This is a genomic window from Kitasatospora sp. NPDC056181 (assembly GCF_042266225.1).
GTDB lineage: Bacteria > Actinomycetota > Actinomycetes > Streptomycetales > Streptomycetaceae > Kitasatospora.
The window spans coordinates 1-15,706 of sequence record NZ_JBHJUK010000174.1 but is presented as its reverse complement, the minus strand read 5'-3'; the positions used below and the strand labels follow the sequence as shown (position 1 = coordinate 15,706).

General features: G+C 74.0%; 13 protein-coding genes. 8 read left to right on the top strand and 5 right to left on the bottom strand.

The window, feature by feature from the left end; translation table 11 throughout:
• Positions 1-131: 131 nt before the first annotated feature.
• Both ACFC1F_RS38160 and ACFC1F_RS38155 read right to left on the bottom strand, forming a co-directional pair.
• Positions 132-410: a hypothetical protein gene (locus tag ACFC1F_RS38160; protein ID WP_376165550.1), complete on the bottom strand. Its 279-nt coding sequence runs from the start codon at positions 408-410 to the stop codon at positions 132-134.
• 43 nt (positions 411-453) lie between these two features.
• Positions 454-1,545 (bottom strand): Ku protein, encoded by a 1,092-nt coding sequence (locus tag ACFC1F_RS38155; protein WP_376165548.1) that lies wholly within the window; start codon positions 1,543-1,545, stop codon positions 454-456.
• A 253-nt stretch (positions 1,546-1,798) separates the two neighbouring features.
• Between ACFC1F_RS38155 and ACFC1F_RS38150 the strand changes: the two genes are divergently transcribed.
• Both ACFC1F_RS38150 and ACFC1F_RS38145 read left to right on the top strand, forming a co-directional pair.
• The gene (locus ACFC1F_RS38150) at positions 1,799-2,059 is read left to right on the top strand and encodes a hypothetical protein (RefSeq protein WP_376165546.1); all 261 of its coding nucleotides are present in this window, start codon (positions 1,799-1,801) and stop codon (positions 2,057-2,059) included.
• An 88-nt stretch (positions 2,060-2,147) separates the two neighbouring features.
• The gene (locus ACFC1F_RS38145; protein ID WP_376165544.1) at positions 2,148-4,379 is read left to right on the top strand and encodes an MMPL family transporter; all 2,232 of its coding nucleotides are present in this window, start codon (positions 2,148-2,150) and stop codon (positions 4,377-4,379) included.
• A gap of 55 nt (positions 4,380-4,434) precedes the next feature.
• On the opposite strand, the gene ACFC1F_RS38140 is transcribed toward ACFC1F_RS38145, so the two are convergent.
• The gene (locus ACFC1F_RS38140; RefSeq protein ID WP_376165552.1) at positions 4,435-5,682 is read right to left on the bottom strand and encodes a metallophosphoesterase; all 1,248 of its coding nucleotides are present in this window, start codon (positions 5,680-5,682) and stop codon (positions 4,435-4,437) included.
• Positions 5,683-5,959: 277 nt separating this feature from the next.
• Between ACFC1F_RS38140 and ACFC1F_RS38135 the strand changes: the two genes are divergently transcribed.
• The 3 genes from ACFC1F_RS38135 to ACFC1F_RS38125 all read left to right on the top strand — a co-directional run bounded on the left by ACFC1F_RS38135 (position 5,960) and on the right by ACFC1F_RS38125 (position 10,000).
• Positions 5,960-7,435: an amino acid permease gene (locus ACFC1F_RS38135; RefSeq protein ID WP_376165542.1), complete on the top strand. Its 1,476-nt coding sequence runs from the start codon at positions 5,960-5,962 to the stop codon at positions 7,433-7,435.
• A 267-nt stretch (positions 7,436-7,702) separates the two neighbouring features.
• Positions 7,703-8,731 (top strand): EI24 domain-containing protein, encoded by a 1,029-nt coding sequence (locus ACFC1F_RS38130; RefSeq protein WP_376165539.1) that lies wholly within the window; start codon positions 7,703-7,705, stop codon positions 8,729-8,731.
• A gap of 564 nt (positions 8,732-9,295) precedes the next feature.
• Positions 9,296-10,000 carry a transglycosylase SLT domain-containing protein gene (locus ACFC1F_RS38125; protein WP_376165537.1) on the top strand — a complete coding sequence of 235 codons (705 nt, stop codon included), beginning with the start codon at positions 9,296-9,298 and terminating at the stop codon, positions 9,998-10,000.
• Between the two features lie 81 nt (positions 10,001-10,081).
• Here the strand turns inward: ACFC1F_RS38125 and ACFC1F_RS38120 are convergent, their stop codons facing one another.
• On the bottom strand, positions 10,082-10,696 hold the full coding sequence (locus ACFC1F_RS38120) for a TetR family transcriptional regulator (protein WP_245204340.1): 615 nt from the start codon (positions 10,694-10,696) through the stop codon (positions 10,082-10,084).
• A 106-nt stretch (positions 10,697-10,802) separates the two neighbouring features.
• Here ACFC1F_RS38120 and ACFC1F_RS38115 point away from each other — a divergent pair, with 106 nt between their 5' ends.
• Both ACFC1F_RS38115 and ACFC1F_RS38110 read left to right on the top strand, forming a co-directional pair.
• Positions 10,803-12,356 (top strand): MFS transporter, encoded by a 1,554-nt coding sequence (locus tag ACFC1F_RS38115; RefSeq protein WP_376165535.1) that lies wholly within the window; start codon positions 10,803-10,805, stop codon positions 12,354-12,356.
• A 372-nt stretch (positions 12,357-12,728) separates the two neighbouring features.
• Positions 12,729-13,751 (top strand): glycosyltransferase family 2 protein, encoded by a 1,023-nt coding sequence (locus ACFC1F_RS38110; RefSeq protein ID WP_376165533.1) that lies wholly within the window; start codon positions 12,729-12,731, stop codon positions 13,749-13,751.
• A gap of 53 nt (positions 13,752-13,804) precedes the next feature.
• Here the strand turns inward: ACFC1F_RS38110 and ACFC1F_RS38105 are convergent, their stop codons facing one another.
• Positions 13,805-14,422: a hypothetical protein gene (locus ACFC1F_RS38105; RefSeq protein WP_376165531.1), complete on the bottom strand. Its 618-nt coding sequence runs from the start codon at positions 14,420-14,422 to the stop codon at positions 13,805-13,807.
• Between the two features lie 124 nt (positions 14,423-14,546).
• On the opposite strand from ACFC1F_RS38105, the gene ACFC1F_RS38100 reads away from it, so the two are divergent.
• The coding region (locus ACFC1F_RS38100) for an FAD-binding oxidoreductase (RefSeq protein ID WP_376165528.1) at positions 14,547-15,706 on the top strand (1,160 nt) is incomplete at its 3' end.

The following is a 15,706-nucleotide window of genomic DNA, read 5'->3' as shown; positions in this document are numbered from 1 at the left end:
TAATTAAAACCATAACCACCTAAAACATCTACTAAACCTTTCGGGGGGCCTTGTTTTTTTTATAACCCCCCCCCCCCCCCCCCCCCGGGGGGGGCCCCCCCCGGCGGGGCGCGGGGCGCCCACCGGAGGGGTCAGCCGGCCGTCCGGTGCCTCCCCGGTCCGGGCGTCATCCAGCGCGCGATCATGCCGACGAGGGCGATCACGGTCACGCCCCAGACGATGCTGAAGAGGACCAACCACCGCCACGAGGTCTGGGACCCGATCGCCCCCAGGCCGAGCGAGAGCGCGACCAGGAGGACCACGGCGGTCGGGGTGAGGCTGAGCAGGGCGTGCCAGGCACGGTGCGCCCAGCCCGGGTGCTGGGGCGCGTCGGGACCGTTGTCGAGGTCCTTGTAGGTGAGCAGGTCCATCTGGGTTCGCCTCCGGACGTCGGGGGGACTGCCGGTACGCAGCTCACGAGGCCTTGCGGGGAGCTGCGGACTTCCTGGTGGTGGCCTTCTTCGCGGTCGTCGCGTCCGTGGCCGCCGTGTTCGCGGCGGTCTTCTTCGCGGCCGTGGTCTTCGCGGCGGTGGTCTTCGCGCTGCTCTTCCGCGCCGTGGTGGTCTTCGCGGCCGCCGCCTTCCCGGTGCCGTCGGCGCTCCTCCCGGCCGGCTTCGCGGCGGCGGCGCGCTTGCGGGGCGCCGGCTTCTCCGCCGGCTCCTCCGCCGCGCCCGGCTCCGCAGCCGCCTCCCCGGGCTCCGCGGCCGGCCCGGCGTGGCCGCGCCGGTGCCCGCCCTTGGCCTCCTTGAGGCTGCTGCGCAGCGCCTCCATCAGGTCGATGACGTTGTCCGGGGCCTCGCCCGGCTCCTCCTCGTGCGGCATCTCGACGCCCTGCAACCGCGCCTCGATGACCTGCTGCAGCGCCTGCTGGTAGTCGTCGTGGAGCTGGGAGAGGTCGAAGTCCTCGGAGAGGGTGTCCATCAGCGAACGCGCCATCTTCAGCTCCTGCGGCCGCACGGTCACCTCCTCCTCGGGCGCGATCCCGGCTGCCGGCCGCACCTCGTCGGGCCAGATGCAGGTCTGCAGCACCAGGGTCCCGTCGTGGACCCGCAGCACCGCCGGGGACTCCCTGCTGCGCAGCGCGATCTTGGTGACGGCGATCTGGCCGGAGTCGGTGAGCGCGTCGCGCAGCAGCGCGTACGGCTTGGCCGCGGCCTTGTCGGCCACGCCGACGTAGTACGCCTTGGAGAACATCAGCGGGTCGATCTCGCCGGCGTCCACGAAGGCCAGCACGTCGATGATCTTCTTGCTGGGCAGCGGAAGGTCGGCGAGGTCCTCGTCGCTCAGCGTGACGGTGCGGCCGTCGGGGGACTCGTAGCCCTTGGCGATCTCCGCGTACGGGACCTCCTTCTCCTCCTGCTCGCAGTAGCGCTTCATCCGCACCCGTCCGCCGTCCTTGGCGTGCACCTGGTGCAGCGGGACGTCGTGCTCCTGGGTGGCGGAGTACAGGTGCACGGGGATGCTGACCAGCCCGAAGCTGATCGTCCCCTTCCAGGTGGTCTGCATGGGGTCGCCCCTTCCCGGAGTTCCCCCTACCGGAGATTTCCCACTCTGCCCGGATTCACCCCGATCGGCCACACGATCCCGCGCCCGCGCCCGAGCCGCCCGGCGGGTCGGGGCGGCTGGCGCGACAATGGGCGGGCGGAGCAGCGCGTCGACGGAGCAGCGGGCGAGCGGGGCAGCAGCGGGCAAGCGGGGCAGGGGACTGCCGGAGCAGCGCGCCCGCGGACGCAACCGGCGGGCGGAGCGAGGAGGTGCCATGCCGACGACCAGGGTGCCCCCGCCCCCGGACCGGACCACCTACGCCGTGACCTACGCCGTGGCCGGGGAGCCCGGGGTGCGGCGGGCGGAGGTGACCGTGGTGCCCGGGTACTCGCAGGAGAGCGACATCCCGCGCCTGCTGGCCGCCCGTCTCACCGGCCGGCCGGCGGACGCCCGGCAGATCGTCCTGCTGGCGCTGCGGGAGACCGGAACCACCGCGCGCCGCCGAACGGGGCACCGGGGCGTGTCCCCGGCCTGATCGGCGCCGCCCGCTCCTTAGCATCGGGGCTCGACCGTGCCGCCCGGCCGTGGGTGAATCCGCCTGGCCACCTCCCCCAGGAGCGCTCATGGCGTCCTCCCCCGGTGTCACCGACCAGGCCACGCGCCCCGCCCGGCGCAGTTCCCTGCGCGCCCTCGGCGAGTGGTGCGCACGCCGCCCCGTCCTCGTCCTCGTCCTCTGGCTGGTCGCGCTGGCCGGTGTCCAGGTGATCGACCGCGCGGTCGGCGGCACGTTCTCGGACGACTTCTCGCTCTCGCAGACCCAGGCCCAGCAGGGCCGCGACGTCCTCCGGGCCCACGAGCCGACGGTCGGCGGCACCAGCGCCCAGGTGGTGCTCCACGACGCCCGGCCGCTGACCGGCTTCCAGAGCCAGGTCGACCAGGCGGTCGCCTCCCTGGGCCGGCTGCCGCACGTGCAGTCCGTGCAGAGCCCGCTGCCCCCGGCCGGCCAGCCGGCCCCGCCCGGCGGCCCGCTCGCCGCGGACGGCCTCACCGGCTACATCACGCTCCGCTTCGACGTGAACCCCACCACCCTCGGTGACGAGTACCTCGACGGGGTGGACGCCGCCGTCGCCCCGCTGCGGGACGCCGGGGTGCAGGTGGAGTACGGCGGTCCGCTCGGCGAGCTGGCGCGCCCGGCGGCCGACGACCGGGTCAGCGAACTGATCGGCTTCGGGGTCGCCGTCATCGTGCTGCTGATCGGTTTCGGCAGCGTCATCGCGGCCGGCCTGCCCCTGGTCACCGCCCTGATCGGCGCCGTCGTCGGGCTCGGACTGCTGGGCCTGCTGGCCGCGGCCACCACCTTCGCCACCGTGGCCCCGACCCTGGCGACCATGATCGGCATCGGGGTCGGCATCGACTACGCCCTGTTCCTGCTCACCCGGCACCGGCAGAGCCTGATGGACGGCAGGGACCCGGTGACCGCCGCCGGGCACGCCGTGGCCACCAGCGGCCGGGCGGTGCTGGTCTCCGGCTGCACGGTGGTCATCGCCCTGGCCGGCCTGACCGTCTCGCGGGTGAACTTCATCGCCAAGCTGGGCGCCGCCGCCGGGGTGACCGTGGTCTCCGCCGTGCTCGCCGCGCTGACCCTGCTCCCCGCGCTGATGGGACTGATCGGCCGCCGGATGGACCGCTGGACCGTGCACCGGCCGGTCGCCGAGACCGGGGCCGCACCCGGGGAGGAGATCACCGGCACCTGGCACCGCTACGCCCAGCGGGTGGAGCGCCGCCCCTGGTGGTTCCTGACGGCCGGGGTGGTCGTCGTCGGCGTCCTCGCCGTCCCGCTGTTCTCCATCCAGCTCGGCCACATCGACGACGGCGCCGACCCCGTCTCGTTCACCGACCGGCGCGCCTTCGACCTGATGTCCGACGCCTTCGGCCCCGGCTCGAACGGCCCGATCACCGTGGTCGTCGACCAGAGCGCCGTCCCGGCCGGCTCCCGGCCCGCCGTGCAGAGCGCCGTCCAGCAGTCGCTCACCGGCCTGCCCGACGCGGCGGGCTCCACCCCGCTCCAGACCAGCACCGACGGCGACGTGCTCTTCAACACCGTCACCCCCGCCCAGCGGCCGCAGGACGAGAAGACCACCGACCTGGTCGGCCACCTCGCCGACACCGTCCTGCCGCAGGCCGTGGCGGGCACCGGCGCGAAGACCTACGTCACCGGCACGACCGCCGCCCAGGTCGAGTTCGGCGACATCGTGGCCGAACGCCTGCTGCCGATCATCGCCGTGGTGGTCGGCCTGGCCTTCCTGATCATCCTGCTGGTCTTCCGGGGCCCGCTGGTCGCGGTGAAGGCCGCCGTGCTCAACCTGATCTCCATCGCCGCCTCGTACGGCGTGCTGGTGGCGGTCTTCCAGTGGGGCTGGGGCGGGCCCGCCCTCGGGGTCTCCGGCACCGTGCCGATCGAGAGCTACGTGCCGATGATGATGTTCGCCATCGTCTTCGGCCTCAGCATGGACTACGAGATCTTCCTGCTGTCCCGGGTGCACGAGGCGTGGCTGCGCACCGGGGACAGCCGGGGCAGCGTCGCCCACGCCCTGGAGATCACCGCCCGGGTGATCAGCTGCGCGGCGCTCATCATGGTCAGCGTCTTCGCCGCCTTCATCGTCAGCGACAACATCGTCATCAAGATGATGGGCCTCGGGCTGGCCGTCAGCGTGCTGATCGACGCCACCGTGGTGCGGCTGCTCCTGGTACCGGCCGTGATGACCCTGCTCGGTCCCGCCGCCTGGTGGACGCCGCGGTGGCTGGACAGGGTGCTGCCGCACATCGACACCGAGGGCGAGGACGAGCAGGCCTGACCCCGGGCGTGCTCAGGCCCGGAGCGAGGGCAAGCAGGCCTGACCCCGGGCGCGCTCAGGCCCGGAGCGAGGCCAGCGTGACGATGGTGATGTCGGACGGTGCCCCGACCCGGACGGGCGGGCCCCAGGCCCCGGCGCCGCGGGTCACGTACAGCTGGGTGTCGCCGTACCGCTCCAGCCCGGCGACGGTGGGGTTGGCCAGTTCGGCGAGGTAGTTGCCGGGCCAGAGCTGGCCGCCGTGGGTGTGGCCGGAGAGCTGGAGGTCGACGCCGTGCCGCACGGCGTCGTGGATGGTCACCGGCTGGTGCGAGAGCAACACGGAGGTGCGGGCGCGGTCGCGGTCGCCGAGCGCCTTGGCGAAGTCCGGGCCGTCGCCCTCGGAGCGCCCGGCGAGGTCGTTGACCCCGGCCAGGTCGAATCCGGGCAGCTCGACGCGCGCGTTCTGCAGCGGGTGGACGCCCAGCTCGCGGACGAAGTCGACCCAGGGCGCGGCGCCGGAGAAGTACTCGTGGTTGCCGGTGACGAAGTACGCGCCGTCGCGCGCCCGCAGCTGCGCCAACGGCTCGGCGGCCCGCCCGAGCTCGGGCACGGTGCCGTCGACCAGGTCGCCCACGATGGCGATCAGGTCGGGCCGGGCGCCGTTGATCGTGTCGACGATCCGCTGGGTGTGGCCGCGGCCGAGGATCGGCCCGAGGTGGATGTCGCTCACCACGGCGATCCGGTAGCCGTGCGCACCGGCGGGCAGCTTGGCCAGCGGCACGGTGACCTGCTTCAGCCGCGGCCCGCGCAGCACCCCGTAAGCGCCGTTGCCGACCACGGCCGCGGCCGCGCCGGCGGCGCCGATCGCGACGGTACGGGCGACGAAGAGCCGGCGCTCGGGCGAGGGGGCGGTGTCCGTCGGCGCGGTGTCCGTCGGCGCGGCGGCTTCCGTCGCGCCGGCCGCCGGGGCCTCCTGCGACGCGGGGGCCTCCTGCGACACCGCGGACCGGCGACTCGGGAGGCGGAGCAGGAGCGGCCGGGCGGCCTCGCCGACCGCGAGCGCCATCAGCAGGTAGAGCAGCACCGCCAGCCAGAGGTAGCCCGGCCAGGCCAGCCAGCGCTCGACGGACATCGGCAGCTTCCGCCCGCCGGCCAGCGCTCCCACCGCGAGCAGCGGCAGGACGACGGCGAGGACCGTCCCGGCCCGGCGCCACGGGCCGCCGGGCGCGGAGACGTCCCGCACCAGGCGCCGCCAGAGGTACCAGTGCGCGAGGGCCAGGACGGCGAGGACGGCGAGCAGGCCGAGCAGCACGAGGACGATCATCACGCGGACAGTATGGACGGCCCGCCGCCCGGCTCCCTCGGCGGGCCCCGAGGGGCTCCGAAAGGCCTGACGATGCCTCAGATTTGAGCTTTCCGCGACATCTTTTCACCCGCTCTGACCTGGCACTTTGCGTCCGCTGAGCGAACAATTGCGCGACCCTTGTTCCGATACTCGTAGGTAGAAGTTAGGTTGCACCGCATTGCGCGGGTACGTCCCCCACCCTCCGGTGCACGAGCCGAGGGTCAGCCGCGCTGGAAAGGCACAGGGCTCACCCTCCATGAGTGCGGAAACCACCACTACGGCCGGATCGCCGCCGGCCGACGCCGTCCCCCCGCAGCACGGCCAGGCCGGCCAGGGCGGTCACGGCGCACCCGGCCACGGCGCCGACGGGCACCTGAAGGCCGGGCTCAAGAACCGCCACCTGTCGATGATCGCGATCGGCGGCGTGATCGGCGCCGGCCTCTTCGTCGGCTCCGGCGCGGGCATCGCGTCCACCGGCCCCGGCATCCTGCTCTCCTACACGCTGGCCGGTGTGCTGGTCGTGCTGGTGATGCGGATGCTCGGCGAGATGGCGGCGGCCGACCCGCAGAGCGGCTCCTTCTCCGCGTACGCGGACCGGGCGCTCGGCCGCTGGGCCGGGTTCACCATCGGCTGGCTGTACTGGTTCTTCTGGGTCGTGGTGCTGGCCGTCGAGGCCACCGCCGGTGCGAAGATCCTCAACAACTGGGTGCCCGGGGTGCCGCAGTGGGGTTGGGCGCTGATCGTGATGGCGGTGCTCACCGCCACCAACCTGTTCTCGGTCGCCTCCTACGGCGAGTTCGAGTTCTGGTTCGCCGGGATCAAGGTGGTGGCGATCGCCGCCTTCCTGGTGATCGGCACCCTGGCCGCGTTCGGGCTGCTGCCCGGCACCCACGCGGTCGGCACGACGAACCTGGTCGGCCACGGCGGCTTCCTGCCGCACGGCGTGGGGGCGGTCTTCACCGGCATGCTCACCGTCGTCTTCGCCTTCATGGGCAGCGAGATCGTCACCCTGGCCGCCGGCGAGTCCGAGGACCCGGAGAAGGCGGTCAGCAAGGCCACCAACAGCGTGATCTGGCGGATCGGCGTCTTCTACCTGGGTTCCATCCTGCTCGTGGTCACCCTGCTGCCGTGGGACTCCGACGCGGTCAAGGGCAGCCCGTACGTCGCCGTGCTGGAGCACGTCGGCATCCCGGGCGCCGGCCAGGTGATGGACGTGATCGTGCTGACGGCCGTGCTCTCCTGCCTCAACTCGGGCATGTACACCGCCTCGCGGATGGCGTTCTCGCTCGGCCAGCGCGGCGACGCCCCCAAGGCCTTCGCGACCGTGAACCGGCGCGGTGTGCCGATGGTCGCGATCCTGTCCTCGGTGGTCTTCGGCTTCGTCGCCGTCTTCTTCAACTACACCTCCCCCAACACCGTCTTCTCCTTCCTGCTCAACTCCTCCGGTGCGATCGCGCTCTTCGTCTGGCTGGTGATCTGCTTCTCCCAGCTGAAGATGCGCAAGATCATCGAGAACGAGATGCCGGAGCGCCTGACCGTCCGGATGTGGCTGTACCCCTACCTCACCTGGGCCGCCATCGGCATGATCGGGTTCGTGGTGGCGTACATGTTCACCGACGCCGACGGGCGCAAGCAGATGTACCTGTCGTTGGTCGCCGCAGCCATCGTGCTGACGGCGTCGGCCGTGGTGGGCCGCCGGCGACGGGCTGCGGCGGTGGCGCCGGCCGCCTGAGCCGGACCGCGCCGCCCGCGAACGCCGGGCCCGGAAGCCGTTGCGGAGGCTCCCGGGCCCGGTGCCGTTTTCCGGGCCCGGTGCCGCTCCCGGGCCCACTGCCGTCTTCCCCGGCACTGCGCCGGCGGGCCCCGGTGCCGCAGTGGCGCAGGGCCGGTGCCGCAGGGCCGCAGGGCCGGTGCCGCAGGGCGCCGGCGGGGCCGTCGGCACCGGACCGTGACGGGACGGATATGACCCGCCGACGGCCAGCCCCTACCCTTTTCCCCTATGCGAGATCTTGTGGCGGGGATGGGGTACCTGGCCAAGGGCCAGAAGTGGGTGGGGCGGCACGGCCGCTGGTGGGCGTTCGGGATGATCCCCGCGCTGCTCACCCTGATCGGGTACGCGGTGGCACTGGGGTTCCTCGGCGGATGGTCGGACGACCTCGCCACCTGGGCCACCCCGTTCGCGGACGACTGGGGCTCGCCCTGGCAGGGCCTGCTGCGCGGCGCACTCGCCCTGATCGTCTTCGGCGGCGGACTGCTGATCTCGCTGATCACCTTCACCGCCGTCACCCTGCTGGTCGGCCAGCCCTTCTACGAGTCGCTCTGCGAGAAGGTGGACGAGACCGAGGGCGGGGCGCCCACCCCGCCGGACGTGCCGCTCTGGCGCGAGCTGGTGGTCTCCGCCCGGGACAGCCTCCACGTACTGGTGCGGGTGGCCGGGTTCGGCGTCCTGCTGTTCGCCTGCGGGTTCATCCCCGTGGTCGGGCAGACCCTGGTACCGGTCGCCGGCTTCCTCGTCACCGGCTTCTTCATGGCCGTCGAGCTGACCGCGGTCGCCCTCCAGCGGCGCGGGGTGCCGCAGCGTGAGCGGATCCGGCTGCTGCGCGCCCGCCTCGGACTGACGCTCGGCTTCGGCGTCCCCCTGATCCTGGCGTTCCTGATCCCCTTCGTCACCGTTCTCGCCATGCCGGGTGCGGTGGCCGGCGCCACGCTGCTGGCCCGGGACCTGGTGCCGGTCGAGGAGGCCGCGGGCGAGGAGGACGAGGACGCCCCGGCCGACGACGCCCTTCCGGACGTCCCCTCCTACCCGGCGTACGGGGAGCAGCAGCCGGTGCCCGGCAACCCGTACTCGAACGGTCCGACCACCGGGCAAGGACCGTACGCGAGCGCTCCGCCCACCGGGCAGCACCCGTACGCGAACGCCCCGGTGGCCCCCGGGCAGAACCCGTACACGAACGCTCCGGCCGCCGGACAGCAGCCGTACGCGAACGCTCCGGTGACCCCCGAGCACAACCCGTACCGGGGCCACTGATCCGGTGACCGGCCGGTCACGCTGCGCCCACCCCCGGCAGGCCGGGGTGTGAGGCCTCCCACACGGCCTTTCGCATCTACTGCCGCCGATAGTGGCAGGCCACCCGCGGGGGCGGCCGGGGCGGCCGGTAGTACCTCGTCCGGACCGGTCCGGCCCGGCCGCGGAGCCGGTCCGGACCCGGAAGAACGCAGGCGGCGGGCCGGTTGGGGCCGATCGTTCGTCGACGACGCAGGCAAGTCGCCCCCTCTTTTCACAAAACGGACAAATCACCCAGAGGCGCCCGGCTCCGGCCGGGCGCCTCGCCGTTTCCGCCGCCCCTGGCCACTACCGCGCGTAGTAGCAGGCGGCTTTGCCGCCCCCGCCGCGCTCTGCCAAGAATGGCCCGTCGCCAGGCAGCGCGGACCGGCCCCGGCCGCCGCGCAACCCGCCCGCCCCGCCCTCACCGCCGGGGTGCCATGGCCGTCCCGGACGGCATTGCGGGCCCTGCTCACCCGAGCCCCGCCCCGCGTGCCGGATGCCCCCGCGCTCCCGACACGGCCCCGACGGAAAAGGATCGTCCGCTCCATGCAGCTCAGCCATGCCCGCCGAAACTCGCTGATCACCGGTATCACCACCCTCGTGGTGGCGAGCGCGGCCACCGCCGCCCTCGCCATCCCGCAGAGCGGCGGCAACGTCGCCGAGGCCGCCGCCCCGGTGGCCGGGGTCGCCGGCGTCTCCGTGGACGGGCAGCCGGCTGCCGAGCAGGCCCCAGCCCCGCAGGCGGCCGACGCCGCCGCCGCGCAGGCCCAGGCCGCCGCCCAGGCCCAGGCACAGGCCCAGGCCGACGCCGCTGCCGCTGCCGCCGCGCAGGCCCAGGCCGCCGCCCAGGCGCAGGCCGAGGCCGAGGCGAAGGCCCAGGCGGACGCCAAGGCCAAGGCGGACGCCGACGCCGCCGCCTCCCGCTCGCAGGAGCGCGCCAAGCTCAACGCCAAGCCGAGCTACTCCGGCAGCCCGCGCGAGATCGCCGCCCAGATCGTCCCGGCCGGCCAGCTGCAGTGCTTCAGCAACATCGTGTCCCGCGAGAGCACCTGGAACCCGCTCGCCGTCAACGCCTCCTCCGGCGCCTACGGCCTGGTCCAGGCCCTGCCCGGCTCCAAGATGGCCTCCGCCGGCTCCGACTGGCGCACCAACCCGGCCACCCAGATCAAGTGGGGCCTGAACTACATGAACTCCCGCTACGGCAGCCCCTGCGCCGCCTGGTCGTTCTGGCAGGCGCACCACTGGTACTAGGCCGACCCGGCACCGAAGGCCCCGCGCGGAGCTCCTCCGCGCGGGGCCTTCGGCCTTCTCCGCACGAACCCGCTCCCCCGCCTACCGGCCCGCGCGGGACGGTGCGGGCCGCACGCGCAGGGCGTGGCGCATGGCCGGGAGGTAGCTGCGGGCGATTTCATCAGCCGGGAGCGAAGCAACCGGTTCGAGGTGCAGCACGTACCGGGCCATGATCAGGCCGCCCAGGTGGGAGGCGAACTCGCAGGCGCGCCGACGGGCGTCCGCCCCGCCGATCCGGGCGGCGATCCGGTCGATCATCTCGCGTTGGACCACCTCGCTGACCAGCACCCCGGCGGCCGGGTCCTGGGCTGCGCCGCCCAGCATGGCGCGCAGCGGGGCGGCGTTCTCCGGGTCGTCCCACACGTGCAACAGCTGGGTCAGCACCCGCTCCGGCAGGGTCTCCACCTCGCCTTCGAGGACGAGGGCGAGGCTCTCGGCGGGGTTGGCCGCCAGCGCGAGCGCGGCGCCGAACAGGCCCTTCTTGGAGCCGAAGAAGTAGCTGACCAGGGCGAGGTCGACGCCCGCCTCGGCGGCCACCGAACGCAGCGTGACGGCCTCGTACCCCTCGGCGAGGAACCGTCGGCGCGCGACGTCGAGGATCTGGGCGCGGGTGTCGGGGCTGCCCGTCCGCCGGCCCCGGCGCGGCGATTTATTCATCACGGTTGAAATCCTAGTCGCGACGCGCCCACTCTGGCCGCACCGAGCCGGCCCGCCCGAACCTCCGGGGTGCCGGCGCCCGTTCGCCAGGGAGAGAAGGACCGTCATGACCGTCACCGAGCCCGGGACAGGCCTCGGGGCCGCCCGACCGGACGCCGCCGCCTCCGGCGGGCCGGCCGTCCGCCACAACCTGGTCCTGCTCGTCACCTGCCTCGCGCTGGCCACCGTGGTCGCCGCGATGGCCTCGCTCAACGTGGCGCTGCCCGACATCGCCCGGGAGACGCGCGGCAGCCAGACCCAGCTCTCGTGGATCATCGACGCCTACAGCCTGGTGTTCGCCGCGCTCCTGCTGCCCGCGGGGGCGCTCGGCGACCGGTTCGGCCGCCGGCGCGCGCTGCTCGTCGGCCTCGCGCTGTTCGGCGGCGGGTCCGGACTGGCCGCGCTGACCACCGACCCGACCACGCTCATCGCGCTGCGCGGCCTGCTGGGCGTGGGCGCGGCCCTGGTCATGCCGGCCACCCTCTCCACCATCACCGGCACCTTCCCGCGTGCCCAGCGGGCCCGGGCCGTCAGCGTCTGGGCCGCCGTGGCCGGCGCCAGTGCGGTGGTCGGCCTGCTCGCCTCGGGGACGCTGCTGGAGCTCTGGTCCTGGCGCTCGGTGTTCCTGCTGAACGTGCTGCTCGCGCTGGCGGCGCTCGCCGGGACGCTGCTCTTCGTGCCCGAGTCGGCCGACCCGGACGCCCCGCGGCTGGACGTCACCGGCGCCCTGCTGGTCATGGCCGGCCTGGGCACGCTGGTCTACTCCGTCATCGAGGCGCCGACCCGCGGCTGGGGCGAGCCGGTGACCCTGGGCGGCATCGCCGCCGGGCTCGCCGTGCTGGCCGGCTTCGTCGCCTGGGAGCTGCGGCGCCGCCACCCGCTGCTGGACCCGAGGCTCTTCCGCAACCGCCGGTTCGCGGCCGGCTCGCTGTCGATCACGTGCCAGTTCTTCGCCTTCTTCGGCTACATCTTCGTGATCATGCAGTACCTCCAGCTGGTGCGCGGCGACACCGCTCTGGTGGCGGCGGTCAGCGTGCTGCCGATGGCCGTGACGATGGTGCCGCTCTCCCGTCTCTCCCCGCGGCTGACCGCCCGCTTCGGCGACCGCGGCCCCTGGGTGACCGGGCTGGCGCTGATCGCGGCCGCGATGGCGGCGATCGGAGGACTCGGCGCCGACAGCCCGTACTGGCTGCTCGCGGCCGCTCTGCTGCTGCTCGGCGCCGGTTCGGGGCTGGCGATGACGCCCGCGACCACGGCCATCACGGACGCGCTGCCCCGCTCGCTCCAGAACGTCGGCTCGGCGGTGAACGACCTCTCCCGCGAACTGGGCGGCGCCCTCGGCATCGCCGTCCTCGGCAGCGTCCTCAGCGCCGGTTACCGGAGCAACCTCGACGTCACCGGCCTGCCGCCGCAGCTGGCCGACGCGGCCCGCTCCTCGCTGGCCGCCGCCGCCCGCATCGGCGGCCCGGTCGGCGAGCACGCCCGGACGGCGTTCGTCGACGGCATGCACCTCACCCTGCTCACCGGGGCGGGTGTGGCGGCGCTGGCCGGCGTCGTGGTGGCGCTTCTGCTGCGACGGCCGGACCGGCGGGCGGACGGGCAAGCGGCCACCCACCACTGACACGCCGTCCCGGGGACCGGCCGCGGTGACCCACCGCGGCCGGTCCGCCGCGCCGGGCGGTCCGCTGGGATCCACTCGGGTCCGTTCGCGTCCGCTCGGGTCCGCTCAGGTGCAGTGGGGTCCGCTCAGGTCCGTTCGCGTCCGCCGGGGTCCGTTCGGGCCCGATCGGGTCGGGTCCTGGCTGGTCCGGCCGTGTCCGGACGAGCCGGATCCGGGCGGCCCGGGTCGCGCCGGATCCAGGCCTGTCGTGGATGCGACCGGCATGACGAGTGAAGATATCGCGCACGCTCGTACCATTTGACGGGTATTGATCAGACTTACGGAGCGTCAGGCCTTTGCCACCTCCCGCATCCGCTCCTACGCTCCGGCCTCATGCCCTCACCTCTGATCAGCGTCGTAATCCCCGCCTACGACCAGCAGAAACAGCTGCCGGAGTGCCTGGACTCGCTGCTCGCCCAGTCCTTCCGCGACTTCGAGGTCGTCGTGGTCGCGGACCGCTCCCCCGACTCCCCGGCCGGGCTGGCCGACGCCTACGCGGCCCGGCACCCGCAGGTGTCGGCGCTCCACCTGGACGCCGCCGTCGGCGTGGGTGTCAGCCGTAACGCGGGGGCCGCCCGGGCCAAGGGCGAGTACCTGCTCTTCCTGGACGCCGACCACCTGCTGCCCCGGGACGCCCTCCAGGCCCTGGCCGACCGGCTGGCGCAGACCGGGCCGGTGGACGTCCTGCTCTTCGGGCACACCCGGCGGCACGGCGGGCGTGACTGGCCGGGCGGCGCGGAGACGCTCCTGGCCGAGGCCGGACCGGAGGTGTTCGGGCCGCTGGACCACCCCGAGCTGGTCGGCGCACCGGCGCTGGCCTGGGACCGGCTGCTCCGCCGGGAGCACTGGCAGCACCGTGGGCTGTCCTTCCCCGACGGCCGGTACGAGGAGATCCCGCCGGTCCACGCGGCGATGCTGACCGCCGGACGGGTCGCCGTACTGCCGCGCGCCTGCGTCCAGCTGCGCCGGCGGGAGACCGTCCACCCCACCGGCTCGCCGGGCAGCAGCCAGTTCGACATCTTCGAGCAGTACGAGCGCACCTTCGCGCTGCTGGAGGAGGTGCCCGCCTCGGACGCCGTCCGGGACGCGCTCTTCGTCCGGATGATCCGGCACTACCTCTTCGTCTTCGACCTCGCCGGGTGCGTGTCGCGCGCCGAGCGCCCGCAGTTCTTCCACCGCGCCGCCGACCACCACCGCCGCTTCCTGCCGGCCGGGCACCGGCGGCCCGCCGGCCGCGAGGGCGTGAAGTTCTCCCTGTTGGCCGGCGGCGCCTACCCGGCGTTCGAGATGGCCAAGCTCTCCCACATCGCCAAGGGCACCCTCACCGGTGCGTCGCGACGGCGGGCCTCGGTCTGAGGCCGTCGGGCCCGTCCTCGGACTCCCGCCCGGCGGCGGTCCGGCGACGGGCCCTACGCGTGGGCCGTGCCGCCGCCGGCGGCCATCGCGGCGGCGATCCGGCCGGCGGTCGCGGCCCCCGCCTCGGCGGACAGCGGCGGCAGGACGTCCATCCAGAGCGGCAGGGTGGAGCCGCGCAGCTGCATCATGCCCGCGGGCCGGGCGATCAGCCAGAGGTGCAGGTGCGCGGCGCCGTCGCCCCAGCGGTTCACGTGCACGCGGCCGATGCCGCCGAGCGAGAGCAGGGCCGCCTCCACCCTCTGCAGCATCGGGCCCAGCTCGGCGGCGCGCCCGGGCGGCAGGTCGAGCAGGTCGTGGTGGGCGCGCGGCTGGAGCAGGACGACGGCCGGCAGGCCGGAGGGCTCGTCGGTGGTGCTGAGCCGCCAGTGCTCGTCCGTCCAGAGGAAGTCCTCGTCCGGGCGGGCGCACTGCTTGCAGCTCTCCGGTCCCTCCTCGCCCTGACGCGGCGGCTCGGGCAGCTCGGGCGCGACCAGCGCCTTGACCCTGAGCTCGCCCTCGTACGGGAAGATGTCCCAGGACGGGGCGCCGTCGACGGGGAAGGGCAGGGGCTCACCGATCGGCAGGCCGGCCAGGTACGCGTCGGGCCCGTCGGCCCGGTTCTCGTTGATCATGACAGTCGAGGGTGTCAGATGACACCCCGTCGGCGGAACCCCGGGGTTTCCGCGCCCCGGGCCGCGACCCGGCTGGGATGATCGGCGGCGGTACGCCAGCCCGCCCAACCCCGGGAGGACCACCGTGAGCCGACCGTCCGCCACCCCAGGCGCCGACCTCGCCCGGGAGCTGGCCGCCACGCTGCGCGGCGAGGTCCGCTTCGGCGCCGCCGAGCGCACCGTCTACAGCCACGACGCCTCCAACTACCGGCATCTGCCGCTCGGCGTGGTCAAGCCGGCCGACCTGGACGACGTGAGCACCGCGCTCGCGCTCTGCCGCCAGTACCGCGTCCCGGTGGTGCCGCGCGGGGCGGGGACCAGCATCGGCGGGCAGGCGATCGGCCCGGGCGCCGTCGTCCTAGACTTCCGGCGCCACCTGGGAGCGGTGCTCGGGGTGGACCGGGAGCGACGCACCGCCCGGGTCGAACCCGGCGCCGTGCTGGACGACCTCCAGCGGGCCGCCCGCCCGTACGGGCTGCGGTTCGGCCCGGACCCCTCCACCCACAGCCGGTGCACGCTCGGCGGCATGATCGGCAACGACTCGTGCGGCGCCCACTCGGTGGCCTGGGGGCGGACCGCCGACAACGTCGAATCGCTGGACCTGCTGCTCGCCGACGGCACCGAGCTGACCGTCGGCGGCCCGCTCGGGCTCGAAGGGCGCGCCGAGCTGCTCGGCCGGACCGGCCGGCCCGGCCGACTCCTCCGCGAGCTCCACGAGTTCACCGAACGAAACCTCGCCCTGATCCGCCAGGGCATGCCGGACCTGCCGCGTCGCACCTCCGGCTACCCGCTCGACGCCCTGCTGCCCGAGCGCGGGTTCGACCTCGCCCGGGCGCTCACCGGCACCGAGGGCACCTGTGCACTGCTGCTCGGCGCGACCGTGCGGCTGGTCGAGGACCCGCCGGCCCGCGCCCTGGTGGTGGCCGGCTACCCCGACGAGACCGCCGCCGCCGACGCCGTCCCCGCACTGCTGCCGCTGCGCCCGCTGACCGTCGAGGGGATGGCCGCCGACCTGATCGCCGCGCTGCTCGCCGCCGGGCCCCGCCCGCCCGCACTGAACCGCTTGCCCGCGGGCGCCTGCTGGCTCTTCCTGGAGGTCGGTGGCGCCACCGCGTTGGAGGCCTACCAGGCCGCCCCACGGCTCGCCGACGCCGTGCGCCGCCAGCCCACCGCCCCCCACACCCAGGTCACCCACCCCGACCAGCCCGTCTCATATAAACAAAAACAAGCCCACCAAAAAGGTTA